The organism is Jeongeupia wiesaeckerbachi, assembly GCF_050916355.1.
In the GTDB taxonomy this organism is placed as follows: domain Bacteria; phylum Pseudomonadota; class Gammaproteobacteria; order Burkholderiales; family Chitinibacteraceae; genus Jeongeupia; species Jeongeupia wiesaeckerbachi.
The window spans coordinates 2,010,746-2,028,313 of record NZ_CP136946.1; the positions used below are offsets into that span (position 1 = coordinate 2,010,746).

General features: G+C 65.8%; 22 protein-coding genes. 10 read left to right on the forward strand and 12 right to left on the reverse strand.

Features of this window, described 5'->3' with window-relative positions:
- Positions 1 to 40 precede the first annotated feature (40 nt).
- Entirely contained in the window at positions 41 to 1,084 is a 1,044-nt protein-coding gene (locus tag R0382_RS09795) for an imelysin family protein (RefSeq protein ID WP_432719393.1), read from the reverse strand.
- 182 nt (positions 1,085 to 1,266) lie between these two features.
- Between R0382_RS09795 and R0382_RS09800 the strand changes: the two genes are divergently transcribed.
- Both R0382_RS09800 and R0382_RS09805 read left to right on the forward strand, forming a co-directional pair.
- On the forward strand, positions 1,267 to 1,638 hold the full coding sequence (locus tag R0382_RS09800; RefSeq protein WP_432719394.1) for a hypothetical protein: 372 nt from the start codon (positions 1,267 to 1,269) through the stop codon (positions 1,636 to 1,638).
- Positions 1,625 to 2,323, forward strand: a complete 699-nt coding sequence (locus tag R0382_RS09805; protein WP_432719395.1) for an N-acetylmuramoyl-L-alanine amidase family protein — start codon at positions 1,625 to 1,627, stop codon at positions 2,321 to 2,323. The genes R0382_RS09800 and R0382_RS09805 overlap by 14 nt, the downstream gene beginning before the upstream one ends.
- 151 nt (positions 2,324 to 2,474) lie before the next feature.
- Here the strand turns inward: R0382_RS09805 and R0382_RS09810 are convergent, their stop codons facing one another.
- Together R0382_RS09810 and R0382_RS09815 are read right to left on the reverse strand one after the other, a co-directional pair.
- Positions 2,475 to 3,638: an MFS transporter gene (locus R0382_RS09810; protein WP_432719397.1), complete on the reverse strand. Its 1,164-nt coding sequence runs from the start codon at positions 3,636 to 3,638 to the stop codon at positions 2,475 to 2,477.
- A 39-nt stretch (positions 3,639 to 3,677) separates the two neighbouring features.
- The gene (locus R0382_RS09815; RefSeq protein WP_432719398.1) at positions 3,678 to 3,908 is read right to left on the reverse strand and encodes a hypothetical protein; all 231 of its coding nucleotides are present in this window, start codon (positions 3,906 to 3,908) and stop codon (positions 3,678 to 3,680) included.
- Between R0382_RS09815 and R0382_RS09820 the strand changes: the two genes are divergently transcribed.
- The 6 genes from R0382_RS09820 (at position 3,907) to R0382_RS09845 (ending at position 9,549) form a co-directional block, all read left to right on the forward strand.
- Complete coding sequence (locus tag R0382_RS09820; RefSeq protein WP_432719400.1) at positions 3,907 to 5,619, forward strand: proline--tRNA ligase; 1,713 nt, start codon at positions 3,907 to 3,909, stop codon at positions 5,617 to 5,619. The two genes, R0382_RS09815 and R0382_RS09820, sit on opposite strands and share 2 nt — an antisense overlap.
- Positions 5,620 to 5,809: 190 nt before the next feature.
- Positions 5,810 to 6,421, forward strand: a complete 612-nt coding sequence (locus R0382_RS09825) for a lytic transglycosylase domain-containing protein (protein WP_432719402.1) — start codon at positions 5,810 to 5,812, stop codon at positions 6,419 to 6,421.
- A 26-nt stretch (positions 6,422 to 6,447) separates the two neighbouring features.
- The gene (locus R0382_RS09830) at positions 6,448 to 6,855 is read left to right on the forward strand and encodes a DUF488 domain-containing protein (RefSeq protein WP_432719404.1); all 408 of its coding nucleotides are present in this window, start codon (positions 6,448 to 6,450) and stop codon (positions 6,853 to 6,855) included.
- An 86-nt stretch (positions 6,856 to 6,941) separates the two neighbouring features.
- Entirely contained in the window at positions 6,942 to 7,367 is a 426-nt protein-coding gene (locus R0382_RS09835) for a hotdog fold thioesterase (protein ID WP_432719405.1), read from the forward strand.
- 103 nt (positions 7,368 to 7,470) lie between these two features.
- Positions 7,471 to 8,238, forward strand: a complete 768-nt coding sequence (locus R0382_RS09840) for a YoaK family protein (RefSeq protein ID WP_432719406.1) — start codon at positions 7,471 to 7,473, stop codon at positions 8,236 to 8,238.
- A gap of 153 nt (positions 8,239 to 8,391) precedes the next feature.
- Positions 8,392 to 9,549 carry an OmpA family protein gene (locus R0382_RS09845; RefSeq protein ID WP_432719407.1) on the forward strand — a complete coding sequence of 386 codons (1,158 nt, stop codon included), beginning with the start codon at positions 8,392 to 8,394 and terminating at the stop codon, positions 9,547 to 9,549.
- A 53-nt stretch (positions 9,550 to 9,602) separates the two neighbouring features.
- Here the strand turns inward: R0382_RS09845 and R0382_RS09850 are convergent, their stop codons facing one another.
- The 5 genes from R0382_RS09850 to R0382_RS09870 form a co-directional block, all read right to left on the reverse strand.
- Complete coding sequence (locus R0382_RS09850; protein WP_432719408.1) at positions 9,603 to 10,274, reverse strand: Crp/Fnr family transcriptional regulator; 672 nt, start codon at positions 10,272 to 10,274, stop codon at positions 9,603 to 9,605.
- An 83-nt stretch (positions 10,275 to 10,357) separates the two neighbouring features.
- Positions 10,358 to 11,128 (reverse strand): exodeoxyribonuclease III, encoded by a 771-nt coding sequence (xth, locus tag R0382_RS09855; protein ID WP_432719409.1) that lies wholly within the window; start codon positions 11,126 to 11,128, stop codon positions 10,358 to 10,360.
- 115 nt (positions 11,129 to 11,243) lie between these two features.
- Positions 11,244 to 11,666 (reverse strand): c-type cytochrome, encoded by a 423-nt coding sequence (locus R0382_RS09860; RefSeq protein WP_432719410.1) that lies wholly within the window; start codon positions 11,664 to 11,666, stop codon positions 11,244 to 11,246.
- Positions 11,667 to 11,871: 205 nt separating this feature from the next.
- Positions 11,872 to 12,342 carry a glutaredoxin family protein gene (locus R0382_RS09865; RefSeq protein WP_432719411.1) on the reverse strand — a complete coding sequence of 157 codons (471 nt, stop codon included), beginning with the start codon at positions 12,340 to 12,342 and terminating at the stop codon, positions 11,872 to 11,874.
- 52 nt (positions 12,343 to 12,394) lie between these two features.
- A complete protein-coding gene (locus tag R0382_RS09870; protein ID WP_432719412.1) occupies positions 12,395 to 13,306 on the reverse strand; it encodes a LysR family transcriptional regulator in 912 nt (303 codons plus the stop codon).
- Between the two features lie 94 nt (positions 13,307 to 13,400).
- On the opposite strand from R0382_RS09870, the gene R0382_RS09875 reads away from it, so the two are divergent.
- Positions 13,401 to 13,733, forward strand: a complete 333-nt coding sequence (locus R0382_RS09875; protein ID WP_432719413.1) for a DMT family transporter — start codon at positions 13,401 to 13,403, stop codon at positions 13,731 to 13,733.
- Positions 13,734 to 13,778: 45 nt separating this feature from the next.
- On the opposite strand, the gene R0382_RS09880 is transcribed toward R0382_RS09875, so the two are convergent.
- From R0382_RS09880 to R0382_RS09895, 4 genes are all read right to left on the reverse strand, one after another.
- Positions 13,779 to 14,234: a hypothetical protein gene (locus R0382_RS09880; protein WP_432719414.1), complete on the reverse strand. Its 456-nt coding sequence runs from the start codon at positions 14,232 to 14,234 to the stop codon at positions 13,779 to 13,781.
- Entirely contained in the window at positions 14,231 to 15,184 is a 954-nt protein-coding gene (locus R0382_RS09885) for a Nudix family hydrolase (RefSeq protein ID WP_432719415.1), read from the reverse strand. Before R0382_RS09885 ends, R0382_RS09880 begins: the two co-directional genes overlap by 4 nt.
- A gap of 95 nt (positions 15,185 to 15,279) precedes the next feature.
- Positions 15,280 to 16,152: an ATP-binding protein gene (locus R0382_RS09890; protein ID WP_432719416.1), complete on the reverse strand. Its 873-nt coding sequence runs from the start codon at positions 16,150 to 16,152 to the stop codon at positions 15,280 to 15,282.
- Between the two features lie 112 nt (positions 16,153 to 16,264).
- Entirely contained in the window at positions 16,265 to 16,804 is a 540-nt protein-coding gene (locus R0382_RS09895) for a YfaZ family outer membrane protein (RefSeq protein ID WP_432719417.1), read from the reverse strand.
- A gap of 208 nt (positions 16,805 to 17,012) precedes the next feature.
- Here R0382_RS09895 and R0382_RS09900 point away from each other — a divergent pair, with 208 nt between their 5' ends.
- Entirely contained in the window at positions 17,013 to 17,555 is a 543-nt protein-coding gene (locus tag R0382_RS09900) for an NUDIX domain-containing protein (RefSeq protein WP_432719418.1), read from the forward strand.
- The last annotated feature ends 13 nt before the right edge of the window (positions 17,556 to 17,568 follow it).

Sequence of the window (17,568 nt, forward strand, 5' to 3'; positions counted from 1 at the left end):
TTCCTGATGCCCCGGGCTTGCCCGGGGCTTTTTTACCGTTTCAGCGCGAGATCAGCAGGCCCAGCGCATCGCGCATCGGGCCGTCGACGTAGTCGGCCAGCGCGTTCAGCCGGCGTTGCGCCAGCACCCGCTCGCCACGGTATTCGCCGGCGCGGGCGGTAAAGTCGGCGGGCAGCGCTTCCAGCGCGCGACGCGCGTCGTCGAGTCGCCCGTTCAGCGTGCTGACGGCCTCGTCGCGTTGCCGGCTTTGCAGGTAGTCATCGAAGCCCACGCCACCCGGTGCGCCGAGCAGCACCGTGCGGATGCTGTCGAAACTGGCGAGCAGGCTGGCACGGGTCTGGCCGGCGAGTGCGTCGGGGAAGTGCGACGGCGGCGGAGCGACCTCGTCCTTGCCGAGCTTCCAGCCAGCCAGTTCGCGCAGGCCGGCGACGCTGCGGGTGAGCATTTCGGTCATCAGCGGGCGCGGGTAGGTCGGGTCGTAGTTGAGGCCGCGGCGCATGCCCTGCCATTCCATCACCAGAATCTGCGACTGGCGCGCGAGCGAGCTGGCCTGCCACCGGGCAAAGCCGCAGTGGCGCCCCGACTGGAGCTGCGCCAGCGGCCCGGCCGGCGTTTCGCCGAAGAGCTGCGTTTCGAGCGCCGGCAGACCGCTGCCCCCCTTGGGCTGGCGGGTCCACAGCTCGAACGAGTACGGCTCGGCAGGCTGTGCCGGCGTCGCGGCCAGCGAGGCGGCCAGCACCTTGGCATCGAGCGGCCACGGATCGATCCGGTTGATGAATTCGTCCTGACGCAGCGGGCCGACGCGGTCGCTTTCGACGCGGCGCCAGGCGGTGTTGGTGTCGCGCCAGGCGGTTTGCGCCGCGGTCAGCGTGGCGGCATCCGGGCGCGCACAGAGCGCGTCGACGCCCTGTTGCAGCTTGGCCGATTCGGCCTGCAGCGCTTGCAGGCCGGGCAGGTAGACCTTGTCGGCCAGCGAGCGGACCAGGTCGGGGGCCTGCAGCGGCTCCGGTTCGGCGGCGGTTTGGTTGGCGGCGAAGGCGGGCGCGGACAGCAGGACGAGCAGGGCGTAGAGCGGCTTGTTCATTATCGTTTTCCGTGTTGTTGTCTCCCGCGCCTTTCTTACCACAAGTGCTTACGCCGCGCAGCCGGTACGCCGCCGACCGGCGACGACCGCGCTCGGTGCTTGCCAATGACGACGCTTGCGGCAACACTGCGCCGGGAACGAATCGCCCCGACGGGCGGTCTGGCTTTTCTTTAGGAGGAATCATGGCGTTTTATTTCCGGGCCGACGATGTGCCCGAACTGCGTGGGCTGTCGAAGTGGGACCAGCGCGTACTGCTGCGCGGCACCTTTCTGAAGGAGCGGTCGATCTCGACGCTGGTGTTGCTGCTGATCGTGATTGGCTCGATCCAGTTTGTCATCAACCCGCTGGTCGAGTCGCTGGCACCGGGCTTCCGCAACAACTCGCTCGGCTACGCGGCGGTGTTGATCGTCTGGCTGCTGGCGCTGATGAGCACGCGTGACATCGTGATGATGAACATCCTGCGGCCGAAAATCGCCGCCAAACGCGCACAGCAACAGGCCGCCGAGCTGGCGGCGGTGAAGGCAGCGAACGAAGGGAACAATGCGGCCGAATAAGCCGGCCGTCTGGGCCATGCTCGCGCTTTGCGCGGGCTCGACCCGGGCCGCAACGATCGCCGTCGACGTCGGCCACTATCTCGCCGCACCCGGGGCCACCAGCGCCTATGGCGAGACCGAGTTCGGCTACAACCTGGCGCTGGCGAAGGTTGTTGCGCAACGCCTGCGCGCCGATGGGCACATCGTGCTGCTGATCGGCGCGAGTGGCGATATGGACAACCTGAAGGCGCGGCCGGCGATGGCCGACGGTGTCGACCTGTTCATCTCGATCCACCACGATTCGGTGCAGGAGCGCTACCTGTCGACGTGGACCGTGGCTGGCAAGACGCAACGCTACAGCGATATCTCGCACGGCTATTCGGTGTTCGTCTCGAAGGACAACCCGTACTACGCCGAGAGCCTGGGCTGCGCCGAAGCGGTCGGCAAGGCGATGAAGCGCGCCGGCTTTGCGCCGAACCTGCATCACGTGATCAACGAAGCGGGCGAAGGTTATGTCGTGCTCGACCCCGATCTGGCGGTCTACCAGTCGTCGCTGATCGTGGTGAAGTACGCGACCGTACCGGCGCTGCTGCTGGAGGCCGGCGTGATCATCAATCGCGACGAAGCGCTGACCATCAAGCAGCCGGCCACGCGGCTGCGCATCGCCGATGCCGTGGCGTCGGCGATGCGTTGCCTGAAGCCTTAAAACCTACCCCATTGGGCGGCTGCGCCTGCGCATTTTGTTCCCGTCCAATGCTCGAAATCCTCATGGACCTACGTGTCCACTCCGGTTTCTGCGCTTCGGGCGGCAACAAACTGCTTTGGCTCGCTCGCCTACTGGGATAGGTTTAGCCGGGTCAGGGCGCCGGTTTCAGCGCCTTCTTCAAGACGCGACTGCCATCGATGGCAATCCAGGCAATCGACAGCGCCACCAGCACCATGGCAAGACGCAGGCCGGCGTGCTCGGCCACAAAGCCGATCAATACCGGGCCGATCAGCATGCCGACGTAGGCCAGCCGCGCCACGGCGGCGATCGCCTCGCCGGCGTGCATGCCGGGCAGTTTGGACGCGGCGACGAAGAAGATCGGTACCAGATTGGCGCAGCCCAGCCCCATGAACAGGAAGCCGATCAGCGCTGCCCACGGATGCGGCCAGGCCAGCGCCAGCACGATGCCGGCAAGGCCGACGCAACCGCTGACCATCAGCAGCTTGAGCATGCCGAGGCGCGCACGCAGTGCGTCGCCGCTGAAACGGCCGACGGCCATGCCGCCCGAGAACGTCGCGTAGCCGAAGCTTGCCAGCGCTGCCGATTGCGCGACGTCGCGCAGGTAGATCGCGGTCCAGTCATACATCGCGCCTTCGGCGACGAGGCCGAGAAAGGCGAGGAAGCCGATCACCCACAGCAGCCGGCCCGAGTGCGCGTGTTTGTCCTGGTTCATGGCGCCGACGGTTGGATCGGCGATCAGCTTCGGCCGCGCGATCACGCCGACGATGGCGATCAGCACGCCCATGCCGACGAAGTGCAGCCACGGCGGCACGCCGAGCGAGATCAACCCGCCGCCGACGCTGGCACCGACCATGCCGCCGACGCTGAACAGGCCATGCAGTGTCGACATGATCGGCTTGTCGCTGCCGGCCTCGACCGTCGCCGCCTGTGCGTTCATCGCCACGTCGTACGCGGCATTGGCGATGCCGAATCCGATCAGCACCACCAGCGTCAGCCAGAAGTTCGGCATCAGCATCAGCAAGCCGGTTGCCGCGGCAAAACACCACGCCGAAATGCCGACGACCTTGTCGCTGCCGAGCTTCGCCACCTGACGGCCGAGTGGCTGCATCGCGACGATGGCGCCGAGCGCGACGGCGAACATCGCCACCGACAGCCAGGCCGGCGATAGTGCAAAGCGGTCGCGCAAGGTCGGGATGTGGATCCCCCAGGTCGCATAGGTGGCGCCGGCGACGAAGAACAGCGCCATCGAGGCATAGCGGGGGGCGGTGCGGGGAGGGAGCGTCTGGCGTTGCATAAGCGATCAACCGGTGTGGATCGGCGATTATGCCGCTTTTCATCTGCAGCAGCGTTTGCTGTTGTTGTCCACTTCCGTGCCCGCGGAAAGGCTGGTTTGCCCCGTCACGGTCAGACCGGTTGCCGGCGATGGACGGCATTTCTTGCCCACGCCAGCGTTTTGCCCGCTTTGGTCGTTGCCGTCAGGGCAATGCGCCAGACTCTTGGGCAGGCAGAGCCGGGCGGCTTTGGTAGAATCAGCGCTTTCCCGATTGCCGACCGACACCGCCATGCGCACCTCGCAACTGTATATCTCGACCCTCAAGGAAGCGCCGAACGAGGCCGAACTGATCTCGCACAAGCTGATGCTGCGTGCCGGCCTGATCAAGAAGCTCGGTTCCGGCCTGTATACCTGGATGCCGCTGGGGCTGAAGGTGCTGCGCAAGGTCGAAGCGATCGTGCGCGACGAAATGAACAAGGCCGGTGCGCAGGAACTGCTGATGCCGGCGGTACAGCCGGCCGAGCTGTGGCAGGAAACCGGCCGCTGGGAGCTGTTCGGCCCGCAGATGCTGAAGATCAAGGACCGCCACGAGCGCGACTTCTGCTTCGGCCCGACGCACGAAGAAGTGATTACCGACATCGCCCGCACCGAATTGCGCTCGTACAAGCAATTGCCGGCGAATTTCTACCAGATCCAGGTCAAGTTCCGTGACGAGATCCGCCCGCGTTTCGGCGTGATGCGCGCGCGCGAATTCACCATGAAGGATGCGTACTCGTTCGACGCCAGCTTCGAAGCCCTGCAAGTGACCTACGGCAAGATGTACCAAGCGTACTCGAACGTCTTCAACCGTCTGGGGCTGAAGTTCCGCGCCGTTGCCGCCGATAGCGGCGCGATCGGTGGCGACGGCTCGCACGAGTTCCACGTGCTGGCCGACGCCGGCGAAGACCTCCTGGCCTACTGTCCGGATTCGGACTTCGCCGCCAACGTCGAACTCGCCGAAGCCCTGGCACCGGCCGCACCGCGCGCCGCGCCGACCGAGGCGCTGCGTGACGTCGACACGCCGAAGCAGACGACGTGCGAAGACGTCGCCAAGCTGATGGGCATCAGTATCGAGAAGACCGTCAAGCTGATCGCGCTGGTGGCCGGCAACGGTGATTTCTTCATCGCGCTGATCCGCGGTGACCACAGCATCAACGAAGTGAAGCTGTCGAAGATCGCCGGCATCGGCGAGTTCCGCTTTGCGACCGAAGAGGAAATCCGTTCGCGCTTCAACTGCCCACCGGGCTTCCTCGGCCCGGTCGGCATTGCCGCCGACATCAAGGTCATCGCCGACCGTACCGTCGCGGCGATGAGCGATTTCGTCTGCGGCGCCAACAAGCCAAAATTCCACATCGCCGGCGTCAACTGGGGCCGCGACCTGCCCGAGCCGAACGTCGTCGCCGACATCCGCAACGTCGTCACCGGCGACCCGAGCCCGGACGGCAAGGGCAGCATCGAGCTGTGCCGCGGCATCGAAGTCGGCCATATCTTCCAGCTGCGCACCAAGTACTCGGCAGCGATGAACTGCCTGTTCGTCAACGAGAACAACCAGCAAGAGCCGATGGAAATGGGCTGCTACGGCATCGGCGTATCGCGCATCGTCGCCGCCGCGATCGAGCAGAACTACGACCAGCGCGGCATCGTATTCACGCCGGCGCTGGCGCCGTTCACCGTCGCGGTCGTCGCCGTCGGCTATCACAAGTCCGAAGCCGTCAAGGCGGCCGCCGACGCGATGTACGGCCAGCTCGTCGCTGCCGGTGTCGACGTGCTGCTCGACGATCGCAACGAGCGTCCGGGCGTGATGTTTGCCGACATGGAACTGATCGGTATTCCGCACCGCGTCACCATCGGCGACAAGGCGCTGGCCGACGGTCAGGTCGAGTACGTCGCACGTGCCGGCGGCGAGATGCAGAAGATCGCGCTGGGCGACGCTGTTGCCTTCGTGCAGCAGCAATTGGCATAAATCGCGCATCGGCTTGCCGATTGCAGCAACGGGGCTTAGCGTTGACCGCTGGCCCCGTTTTTACGTACGGCTATCCCGCCGGATCTGTACGCGCTTGCGGTACTCATGTGTACTGCTGCGACCGCAGCGGGTCCAGCGGGGAGCGTCGTATGCCTGGCCGCTCTTCATCTCAGCATTCACCGGTTTGCCTATGAACAAGTTCCTGATCTCCGTCGCGCTCTCCCTGCTGGCCTGTACCGCCTTTGCCGGTGCACAGAAAGAGGAGGCGCTGTCGTCGTCGGTGCAGTCGGCGATGTCGCGTGCGATCGGCGACGGCGTGCAGGCAAAGCTGATCTTCCCGACGCAGGCCGAGGCCGATGCGTGGATGGCGGAGATGAGTGCGAAGCTGGAGAAGCGCATCCCCGACGAATTCATGCGCCGCAAGGTGCTGACCGCGGTGCAGTACGAAGCGACCCGTGCCGGGCTTGATCCGCAACTGGTGCTCGGGCTGATCCACATCGAAAGCGGTTTCAACCGTTACGCGATCAGCCCGGTCGGCGCGCGCGGACTGATGCAGGTGATGCCGTTCTGGCAAAGGCTGATCGGCTCGTCCGACCAGAACCTGCTCGATGTCAGCACCAATCTGCGTTACGGCTGCACCATCCTGCGCCATTATCTCGATATCGAGAACGGCGACTATTTCCGCGCGCTCGGCCGCTACAACGGCAGCCTCGGCCGTGCCGAGTACCCGAACCTCGTCTACGGTGCGTGGAAGAACAACTACGTCTGGAACGGACTCGGCAATAGCGTTGCAACGCGCTGAGCCGCCTGCTTCGGCAAGGAGGGCGCATGAGCATCCGTATCGTCCGGCTCGGCGGTCCGCGCCAGCCCGGTGAAGGGCTGCGTCTCGGCACCGTGCGCCGCCCGCCGCGTGGCGTGCCCAAGACCGATTACGCGCGGCTCGATTACTTCGATCTGTGGTTTCCCAATCTCGCGCCGTCCGCCGAGCTGCTCAAAGCTTTCCGCGTGATGCTCGAGACGCACGACGAGGTGCTGTGGCCGACGGTGAAGAAGCGCTTCGTCGCCGAGATGGCCGAGCCGGCGGCCAGTCGTGACCTCGATCTGCTGGCGGCGCTGTCGCACCGGACCGATCTGTCGGTCGGCTGCTATTGCGACAGCGAACATCACTGCCATCGCTCCATCCTGCGCGAGCTGCTGCTGGCGCGTGGCGCCGACGTCGTACCTTTGGACGCCTGAGGCATTTCAAACTGCCGCATCAGGATGCGCCGGCTTGCCGCTGAGGTAGTGCCGACCTATCGTGGACGCCTGCTCAGGAGGTCTTCATGTCGATCTGGATTCGCCCGTTCACTCCCGCCGACCTCGACGCGATGTGCGCCAACACCGCGGTCGAGCACCTCGATATCCGTTTCACCGAAGTCGGCGACGATTACCTTGTCGCGACGATGCCGGTCGACCATCGCACGGTGCAGCCGATGCGGCTCTTGCACGGCGGTATTTCGTGCGCGCTGGCCGAAACGCTTGGCAGCCTCGCCAGCAATCTGATCGTCGACACCGACAGGCAGCTCGCCGTCGGTACCGAGATCAACGCCAGCCACGTGCGCTCGGCGTCGAGCGGCCGCGTCACCGGCACGGCAAGGCCGATCCGGCTGGGGCAGAGCCAGCACGTCTGGGAAATCCGCATCGACGATGCGCAGGGCCGCCTCGTCAGCATTGCCCGGCTGACCAACGCGATCGTACCGCGACGTTAATTGGTGGCAATGATCCGGCATCTCGCGCCAGCTTGATCTAGGGCGCCATGCCTTCGCAGCCAATCTGCCATGCTGATGACGTCGGGATCGGCAGGAGCGGGGGATGAATTGGATGCACAGGCTGGTCGGGCGCGAGCGTACGCTCGACGCCGACCAGAAGCTCGGCCTCTCGCTTGCCTTTGTCGCCGGTGCCGCCAATGCCGGCGGCTTTCTCGCGGTCGGCCAGTACACCTCGCATATGTCGGGCATCGTGTCGACGATGGCCGACCAGTTGATCCTCGGCGATCTCAGGCTGGTGCTGGCCGGGTTCGGCGCCTTTGTCTGTTTTACCGCCGGCGCGGCGACGTCGTCGCTGCTGATCAACTGGGCGCGGCGGCGACGCATGCACAGCGAGTACGCGTTGTCCTTGCTGGTCGAGGCGATCCTGATGCTCGGCTTCGGTCTGCTCGGCGGCTGGTTGTCGACCCACGCCGGCTTCATTCTGCCCTTCACGGTGATGTGGCTGTGTTATCTGATGGGTTTGCAGAACGCGATCGTCACCAAGCTCTCGAGCAGGCGCATCCGTACCACGCACGTCACCGGCCTTGTTACCGACATCGGCATCGAGCTCGGCCGCTTGTTGTACTGGCATCGACACGACCGGCCCGATTTGCCGCGCGTGGTCGCGGACCGCACGCTGCTGGCCTTGAACCTCGGCCTGCTGCTGCTGTTTCTCACCGGCGGGATCGCTGGCGCATGGGCATTCCAGCGCGTGGGCTTTGTCGCCACGGTGCCGCTGGCGCTGCTGTTGCTACTGCTGGCGGCGATGCCGGTATGGGAGGACGTGCAGATCCGCAGCCGGCTGCTGCGATTGCGCCACGGCCGCCGTTGAGCGGAAACCCGGCCACTCATCCGCTGTCATCTCGCTGATTCGCTTGTATTTCCTGCCGTGCGGGTACCTGAATGGGGATTGAACCTGCGGGTTCATGCCTTCGCGATGCAAGGGGGGAGCGAAGGTCTCCCCAATCTGCATGGAGGCAATACCATGGCGTTCAATCTGATCGAAGCGCTGCAGGGCGCAGCGGGACCGATACTTTCGGGGTTTGCCGGCAAGGCGCTGGGCATGGATGCGAGCACGGCGAGTACCGCAGTATCGCAAGCGCTGCCGGCGCTCGTCGGTGGTCTGGTCAAGCAGGCAGGCGATCCGCAATCGGCGCGCGGCCTGTTCGAGCTGATTTCCGGCCCGAAAGTCGATGCGGGCGTGCTCGACAGTCCGACGGTGCAGTCCGGCGACGGCAATGCGCTGGCCGGGCTGGTCGAACGCGGCCGTGATCTGTTGCCGTCGGTCCTTGGCGATCAGGCGGGGCAAGTAGCCGGCGCCGTGGCGGCCAAGGCCGGTGTGTCGACCGAGTCGGCGACGTCGCTACTGGCGCTCGGCGCGCCGATGCTGCTGTCGCTGCTCAAGGGCAAGCTGGGCGAATCGGGCGGCGGCTATGGCGGCTTTGTCAGCCTGCTGACCGATCAGCAAGGCTGGCTGGCCAAGCTGCTCGATGGTCCGCTGCTGCAGGCGCTCGGCGTCGGCAGCCTTGCGAGCCTGTTCGGCGGCTTGAGTTCGCACGCCGGTGCGGCAATCGGCGCCGTGGCCGATGCCGGTGGCGAAGCCAAGCGCAAGCTCGGCAGCGCGGTCGAGTCGGCCGAAACCGCGGTCAAGTCGGGCCTGCCGCGCTGGCTGTGGTGGGTGGTGCCGCTGGCGATCCTGGCCTTTCTCGGCCTGCGCTACTGCGGTACGCCCAAGGTGCCGGCCATCCCCGAAGTCGATATCAAGACGCCGGTGGCGTCGATGGTCGCGAGCGCGCCGGCGCTGTTCAAGCTGGCCGGTATTGCCGTCGATGTGCAGTTCGACACCGACAGCGCGGCGATAGCGCCCAGCTACCATGCCACGCTCGACAAGCTCGCCGACGAACTCAAGGCCAGCGGCAAAAAGGGGGAGATCGCCGGGCATACCGATAACGTCGGCGATTCGGCGCACAACAAGACGCTGTCCGAGCAACGCGCCGCCGCGGTGCGCGACTACCTGATCGGCAAGGGCGTTGCCGCCGACGCGCTGACGGCCGTGGGCTATGGCGACAGCCGGCCGATCGCCGACAACAGCACCGAAGAAGGCCGCCACCAGAACCGGCGGATCGAGTACGTCGCCCAGTGAATCGGCCCATACGAAAAAGCGGACCCTCGGGTCCGCTTTTGTCTTGGCTGCGTCTAGCGTGGCAGCTGTTCCGGCGCGATCAGCCGGACATAACCCGCTTCGAGTGCGATCAGCCCGTCGTCGACCCAGGCATTGAGCTGCTTGTTGACGCTTTCACGGCTGGCGCCAACGAGGTTGGCGATTTCCTGCTGGGTCAGCTTCAGGTCGATCAGCACGCTGCCGCTTTCCTGTGAGCCGTGTTGCGCGCCGAGCTGGCGCAAGGTCTTGGCCAGCCTTTGCGGCAGCGGCAGGAACAGCGTGTCCTGCAGCAATTCGTCGGCACCGCGCAGCCGGTGGCACAGCGCGGCAATCAGCTGGCGCATCACCTTGGGGTGTGATTCGAGGTGCTGCATCACCGCGTCGCGGCGCAGCACCAGCAGTTCGCACGGTTCGAGCGCTTCGACGCTGGCGGTGCGCAGGCCGCCGTCGAGCATGGCGACTTCGCCGAAGACTTCGCCGGCTTCCAGAATCGCCAGCGTCGCCTCGCGGCCTTCGTCGCTGGTGCGCAGCACCTTGAGCCGGCCGTGCAGTACCGCGTACATCGCGTCGCCGGTTGCGCCCTGGGCGACGACGATTTCCTTGGCGCGCACGCTGCGCGGCTGTGCATGGGCGGCGAGACCGGCGAGCTCGTCGGGCGAGAGTTCGCAGAACAGGCTGCTGCCCGACAACAGTTTGACCTTGTCCATCGTGTCCTCAGTCGGCAAAGGGGGCGGACGCAGCCGGTACATCGGCGCGGCGCATGTGGGTGTTGACGCTGTCGATCATGGCGTCAGTCGGCAAAGGTGGCGAGCACCGGCGTGTGGTCCGATGGCCGCTCGGCCTTGCGCGGTTCGCGGTCGATCTCGCACGCGGTGAGTTTTTGCGACAACGCCGGCGTAATCAACAGGTGGTCGATGCGCAGGCCGGCGTTCTTCTTGAAGCTGAAGCCGCGGTAATCCCACCACGAAAACGATTTTTCCGGTTGCTCGAAGGCGCGGAACGCGTCGGCCAGACCCATGCCGATCAGCGTCGTGAACGCGTCGCGCTCGGGCGGCGACACCAGCACGCCGCCTTCCCATTTCTTGATGTCGTGGACATCGCGGTCTTCGGGGGCGATGTTGTAGTCGCCGGCGAGGATCAGCTGCGGGTGCTGCGCCAGTTCGTCCTTCAGCCAGGTGATCAGCGCGTCGAGCCAGCCGAGCTTGTACGGGTATTTTTCCGAGTCGAGCGCCTGGCCGTTCGGGATGTAGGCGCAAACGAAGCGCACGTCGGCGATGGTGCCGGTGATCACGCGCTTTTGCGGGTCGTCGAAACCGGGGATGTTGATGAGCACATCGTCGATCGGCAGCCGGCTGATGATGGCGACGCCGTTGTAGGTTTTCTGGCCGGCGTAGGCGACATGAAACCCCGCCGCCTCGATCTCGGCCTGCGGGAAGTTGTGGTCTTCGAGCTTGGTTTCCTGCAGCGCCAGCGCGGTCAGCTTGGGCCGGCTGGCGAGCCAGTCGAGCACCTGCGGCAGGCGGACCTTGAGGCTGTTGACGTTCCAGGTGGCAAATTGCATGGGGCGGGTCGCAGGAAAAGGAATGCCCTGATTCTATCAGGCCCGCCGCATCCTGCCGGACGGGCCGTCCGGCACCGCCGCACGCGCAGCGGTGAACGCCGGACGCCGGTCGCGTTTATTCCGGACGGAACACCCGGTGGCAGGCGGCGCAGGATTCCTCGACCGCGGCAAAGCGCGGCCGGATGTCGGCCATCGACACGCCGGGGCCGGACTGCGCGGCAAGCTGGGTCGTCGCGGTTTCGAGCTTCTGCGCTGCGGCCTTGAACTGCCCGGCGCTGGCATGGCTGGGGCCGCTGGCATCGAACTCAGGAAAGTGCGACCACGGCGCCGAGGCCAGCGCCTTGAGCTTGTCTGCGCCGACCTGGAAGGCGGCGGGGTCGTAGGCGCTGCGACCGCGGACCATGCCGCCGAGCGTTTCGCTCGTCCGCAGCATGTCCTTGAAAATGGACTGGCGCAGTACGCTGGGGGAGTGCGGATCGGATTTAGAACAGCCGGCAAGCAGCGCGACGGTACAGCACAACAGGATCAGGGATTTCATCAGCTACATCATCGAGAGGGTGAAACTACAACGTCGGCCGGGCCGGTCGGTTGACGGCTTGGAACCTATCCGATTCGGCGAGCGAGCCAAGGCAGTTTGGCGCCGTCCGAAGCGCAGAAACCGCAATGGACACGGAGTCCATGAGGATTTCGAGCACAGGACGGGGGCAGGATGCGAAGGCGCAGCCGTCTAGTCGGATAGATTCTCAGTGCTTGCCCGGTGCGTAGCCGGCCTTGGTCAGCGCCGCCGACCACAACTGCGGATCCCAGATACGGAACACGTCGTTGCCGACCTGCAGCACCGGTGGAATCAGCTGCGTCTGGCCGGTGGCCTGATAGAAAGCGAGCAGCTGGGTTTCCGAGCTGGCCGGATTGCGCAACTCGTAGTCGACGCCGCGGGCGTCGAGCAGCTTGACCGCGTCGGTACAGGTCGAGCCGCACTGCGGGTTGGTATACAGCACCACGCTGGCGCTCTTGCTCTGGACGGCGCTGGCGGCTGCGGGCTTGGCGCCGCTACCGACCACGTTCGGACGGATCGTCCGCTCGCGGCTGCTCTGGCCAGCCGGCGGCTGGTCGCTGTAGTGCACCTGGCCGTCGGCGTCGCGCCATTGATAGACCTTGGCGCAGGCAGGCAAGGACAGCAGCAGGGTGGCGAGGACGACAGTCAGGCGGAGCATGGGCGGTTGTGCGGAAGCAAAGAGCGCATTGTTCCAAAACCGGCCGCCAACGTCACCTGCTCGTGCCCGGCGGTGGCGCATCGTCGCCGGCAAACACCGCCTGCGACAGATAGCGGCGCAGCCAGCCGAGCATCGGCCAGCCGCCGCGACCGGTGCGCCAGCACAGGCGGACTTCGAGCGCGCTGAAGGCGACGTCGGCGCTGGCGAGTTCGACCACGCGGCCGGCAAGCGTCGGGTAACGGGCCACATTGCGCGGCACCACGGCCCAGCCGACACCGAGCGCGGCGAGTTCGGCGACCGCGTACAGGCTGTCCGAATACCAGACCTGCGGGCTGAGGCGCTCGTCGCCATCGTCGTTGCCGGTGCGGGGCGTCACGATCAACTGGCGATGGCGCGCCAGCGCCTTGCGGCTGGTCTGGCCGTCGTGTGCCAGCGGATGGCCGATGCCGGCGACGATGACCCGCGGCACCGCGCCGACCGATTCGGATTCGATCGCGCTGTCGTCGCCTTGGCGGCGGTACGTCAGGCCGGCGTCGACCTGACCGTCGGCGACCCATTCGGCGATCTCGGCGGCCGAGCAGTTGAGGACGGTGACGGTGAGTTGCGGATAGGCGTCGGCAAAATCGGCAAGCAAGCGCATCGCCGGCAGATAGGGCAGGCCTTCATCGAGCGCCAGCGTGATCTGCCCGGGCGTCTGGCTGCCCAGGGCAAAGGCGCGGTTTTCGAAGTGTTCGCGCTGACGCAGCAGCTCGCGCGCTTCGTCGAGCAGTGCGCGGCCGGCGTCGGTCAGCACCGGCGTGCGGGCGCTGCGGTCGAACAGCGTCAGGTCGAGGCTGGCTTCGAGCAGGGCGATGGCGCTGCTGACGGCCGATTGCGCCCGGCCCAGCCGGCGCGCGGCGGCCGAGAACGAGCCGGCGTCGACGGCGGCGACAAAGGTGGCGAGTTGATCGTGGGTCCAGTTCATCCATCTGATTATCAGATGCTTCCCAACTTAGTGCCATCGGTCATGACGGCTAAGATGGCGTCCCATCGGCAAGCAATCGGAAAAGGAGGACACGATGAATGCCTACCTGATGCTCGGCCTCGCCATCGTGGCCGAGGTGATCGCGACCAGCAGCCTCAAGGCGTCGGACGGGTTCAGCCGGCTGCTGCCGAGTACGCTGGTCGTACTCGGCTACGCAACGGCGTTCTATCTGTTGATGCAGGTGATGAAGACGGTGCCGGTTGGCGTCGCCTACGCGATCTGGTGCGGTGCAGGCATCGTACTGGTGACGCTGGTCGCCGGCGTTTTATACCGGCAGCTGCCCGATCTGGCCGCGTGGATCGGCATTGCGCTGATCATCGCCGGCGTCGTGGTGATCCAGCTGTTCTCGAAGCTCAACGCGCACTGAAGCGCAGCCCGGGATGGCCGCGCTTGTATGCTGCGCGGCCGCCGCTCAGGGCTGCGAGCGGGTCAGCAGCACCACGCGGTTGCGACCGATGTCCAGCGTCAGCTGCCAGTCCTGCCGCTTCTGGCTGCAGATCGGCAGAATGGTCGACGTCTGCCAGTGCTGGGCGTCGCTGCGACGCAATGCATAGCGATTGCTGCCCATCTCCATGCCCGCCATCGCCCATTCGGCGTGCACCTCGTCGGCCTGGCCGCTCAGCACCAGTTCGACCGGCGCCTTGGTACTGACGGGCGCCTTGCTCTTGAGCAGATATTCGTGGTTTTCCAGCTTGAAGCGGCAACCGGCGACGAGGTCGTCGCATTGCTGGGTGACGATGGTATTGACCTGCTGGTGGTTGAACCAGTTAAGCGGCCGGATCCAGCCGTAGTGCCAGCCGGCGCCGAAGGCAATCAGCAGGACCGCGGCGACGCGCAGCAGCGCGCGTTTCAACATCTTGTCTTTCATCTCGTGCTCCAGGCGTTTGAGCGTTGGGCGACGCCGTGGCCGCCATTGACCTGTGCCGTGGCGATGGCATCGGCGTTCATGCCGCCGATCGCGTAGATCGGGAACGGCCAGCCGGCACCGGCCAGCGCGGCAAAGCCGGGCCAGCCCAGCGGCGCCTCGTTCGGGTGCGATGCTGTCTCGGCGACGTGACCGAGCAGCGCGTAATCGGCGCCGATGCGCTGGGCGACGGCCAGTTCATCGGCGTTGTGCGCCGATACGCCAAGCCAGTCGAGGCCACGTGGGCGCCGCTCCAGCGTCGCGGCGATCCGCGCCGGCAACTGCACGCCGTCGGCGTTCAGTTCACGCGCCAGATCGATGTCGCCGTGCAGCAGCACGCGGCAACCGCGATGGTGCGCACGCGCCAGCACCTCAGTTGCCAGCGCGCGGTAATCGGCGGCGGCCAGTTGTGGCTCGCGCAAGACCAGCCAGCGCAGGCCGTCGGCGAGGCGTTGATCCAGCCGGGCGAGCCAGCCGTCGATGCCGAGGCCGCGGGCATGCGACAGCGCCAGCACCGGCGGCAGCGCCAGCCCGCGCAGGATAGGGCCGTTGGCCGGCAGGATCGGCGAGACATTCAGCGCGCCGGGCGTCTGCCATGCGAAGGACTGGCCTTCGTGCGGTTGCGGTTCGCCATCCCAGCCGGTGACGCGGAAAAACTGCAGCCTGACGGTCGCGTGCGGATAGGTGAAGGTCTGCACCAGCCATGGCGTCGCCGCGGTGACGGTGATGCCCATTTCCTCGTGCAGCTCGCGTTTCAATGCGTCGAGCCCGGTCTCGCCGGCTTCGAGCTTGCCGCCGGGGAATTCCCAATAGCCGGCGTACGGTTTGCCGACGGGGCGGCTGCCGAGCAGAAAGGTGCCGTCGGGCCGGAGCAGGATGCCGGCGGCGACGTGGGTGATGCGCGGTGCGGTCATGGCGGACACGTCAGGAAACGAAGGCGGCGATTGTACCGTGCCGGTCTGCACGGCACGGTGGCAATCTTGGCATGGCGCACAGCGCCGTCGGCGCTTTAGCCGCCGGCTCGGCCGGCCCAGTCCCGGGCGAACTGCCAGGCGACGCGGCCGCTGCGCGAGCCGCGTCCCTGCGCCCATTGCAGTGCCTCGCGTTCGGTCTGCGCATCCCAGCCGGTGATGCCGAAGTGGTTCAGCCACAGCCGGCAGGCGTTGAGGAAGTCGTTCTGATCGAAACCGTAAAACGACAGCCACAGCCCAAAGCGCTCGGACAGTGCGACTTTTTCCTCGATCGCTTCGGCGAAATGGATCTCACCGTCGACGTGGCGGGTCTGCGCGTTTTCGCTGAAGTATTCCGGCACCAGATGGCGGCGGTTCGACGTTGCGTAGATCAGCACATTGGCGCTCGGTGCCGAGATCGAGCCATCCAGCGCGGTCTTCAGTGCCTGATAGCCCCAGTCGCCTTCCTCGAAGCTGAGGTCGTCGCAGAACAGAATGAAGCGCTCGGGGCGATCGGCGACCTGTTCGACGATGTCGGGTAGATCGATCAGGTGGGTTTTTTCGACTTCGATCAGCCGCAGGCCCTGATCCTTGAATTCGTTCCATGCGGCCTTCACCAGCGAGCTCTTGCCGCAACCGCGTGCGCCGGTCAGTAGCACGTTGTTGGCGAGCCGGCCTTCGACGAACTGGCGGGTATTGGCGACCAGCAGGTTTTTCTGCCGTTCGATATTGCACAGCGACGCCAGCGTAATCGAATGCGGATGCAGCACCGGTTGCAGCGCGCTTCGGCCGTCGAAACTACGCCAGCGGTAGGCCTGCGCCTGCCAGTCGTTGACCGGCGGCAAGGCCGGCAGCCGGCGTTCGTAGTCGTTCAACAGGCGCTCGCCGCGGGCGAGCAGATCAAGCAGTGGGGGAAGCCAGGTGTCGTTCATCGTGGGTCCGGGCGAGGAGGGCAGATCGTCATCTTACCCGGCGCGGCAGACTCGGCGCAGATACAGAAAAAGGGGCACTTGGCCCCTTTTCTGTACTGCCCGATTGCGTCGATCAGAAGCGGACGCCGAGGCCGCCGTAGATGCCGTCGGCAATGCTGATCTTGTCGCCGTGGTCGCGATCGATCGCGGTGTAGCGGTAGCCGACGTCGATCGACAGCGGCTTGATCACGTTCCAGCGCACGCCGATCGCGGTGTCGGTGAAGCTCTTGACGTTGCCGCTGGCAAAGCCTTCCGGCGCGTAGTAGGCGCTGCCGTAAACGGCAAAATGCTCGCCGAGCGGGATGGTCAGACGGCCGCCGAGGGCCGCGGCGTATTCGGTGTCCTGATGCTTCGGCGACAGGTAAACGGCCTTGATGCCGAGCGCAGCATCGACGACCGGTACCGGCAGCTTGATGCCGACGCCAACGCCGCCGACTTCACCCTTGTGATCGTTGTGCGTCCAGTCGGCCGACATGTCGATACCGAGCAGCGCGGCATTGCCGTCGATGTGCTGGAATTCGTCGCCGACGCTGGCGTTGACCTCGACGGCGTTGGCGGCGGCGGCCGAAACGGCGAGCAGGGCGGCGAGAAGTACTTTTTTGGCGTGCAGCATGGCGGTTGTCCTGTCAGCGGTGCCGGCATCAAACAGCCGGCTAGAGGTTTTATGCCGGCGAGGATAAACGCCCGCGCACGAGTTGTGAGGTGTAATTATTTGGCCTCGTCCGTGGCGCCAGGATCGGCTCGCCCGCGACGGCTGTCACCGGGACGACGCGGATCGGCGCTACACTGCGGTTTTCCGCCATTTCCATGGAAACCCGCGCATGCAAAACGACCTGCATCTGACCGAAACCCGCATCGACGGCGAACGTGTTTACGACGGTGCGCTGTTGCATATCAACCGCGATCGCGTGCGCCTGCCCGACGGCAGTGAGGCGGTGCGTGAGTACGTCGTGCATCCGGGCGCGGTGATGATCATTCCGGTGCTGCCGGACGGACGCTTGCTGATGGAGCGGCAGTTCCGCTATCCGCTGAACCGGGTGTTCGTCGAATTTCCGGCCGGCAAGATCGATCCCGGTGAGGCGCTGCTGGCGTGTGCGAAGCGTGAACTGGAAGAAGAAACCGGCCATACGGCGACGCGTTGGGATTATCTCGGCGTCACGCATCCGGTGATCAGTTACGCGACCGAGGAAATCCACCTGTTCCTCGCTCGGGACCTGACCGCAGGCGAGCCGAAGCTCGACGACGGCGAGTTCGTCGAGACCGTGGCAATGCCGCTGTCGACGCTGGTCGCCGGAGTGCTCGACGGCAGCATCACCGATGCCAAGACCATTGCCGGCATTTTCTGGGCACAGCAAAGGCTCTGACCGTCGTCGCTAG